Raw genomic sequence first — 424 nt, forward strand, 5'->3', positions numbered from 1 at the left:
CCAACCCGCAAACGACCCCCAGCACTCCATCGAAGCGGCCGCCCTTCTTCACAGTGTCCAGATGGGAACCCACCACGATCGGGGGGATCTCCTCCGTTCCCGCCAGGGTGGCGTAGATATTCCCCAGGTCATCCACCTTCACGTCCATCCCCCATTCCCTGCAGCACTGGCAGAAGTAATCCCGGGCCCGCTTGTCCTCCTCCGTCAGGGCCAAGCGGGTGACGCCTCCCCCTTCCGTTCGACCGATTTCCGCAAACGCCTGCAGGGTTTGCTTCAGCCGCTCCCCATTGACCGAAAGCTTTTGCATGGGAATCCTCCTTCGTTCGGTTTTCTTACCGTCGGTAGACGATTTCCCCATCCAGCACCGTCATATCCACCTGCAAATCCTTGATGCGCTCCGGATCCTCCTGCAACAGGCTGCCGT

The 424-nt window shown here is 60.4% G+C and carries 1 pseudogene; it reads right to left on the bottom strand.

The window, feature by feature from the left end:
- A pseudogene (locus tag RZO55_RS06405) lies at positions 1 to 307 on the bottom strand (Zn-dependent hydrolase); the annotation flags it as partial.
- Positions 308 to 424 lie beyond the last annotated feature (117 nt).

The sequence above is a fragment of the Clostridium boliviensis genome, assembly GCF_033342255.1.
GTDB classification, from domain to species: domain Bacteria; phylum Bacillota; class Clostridia; order Lachnospirales; family Lachnospiraceae; genus Lacrimispora; species Lacrimispora boliviensis.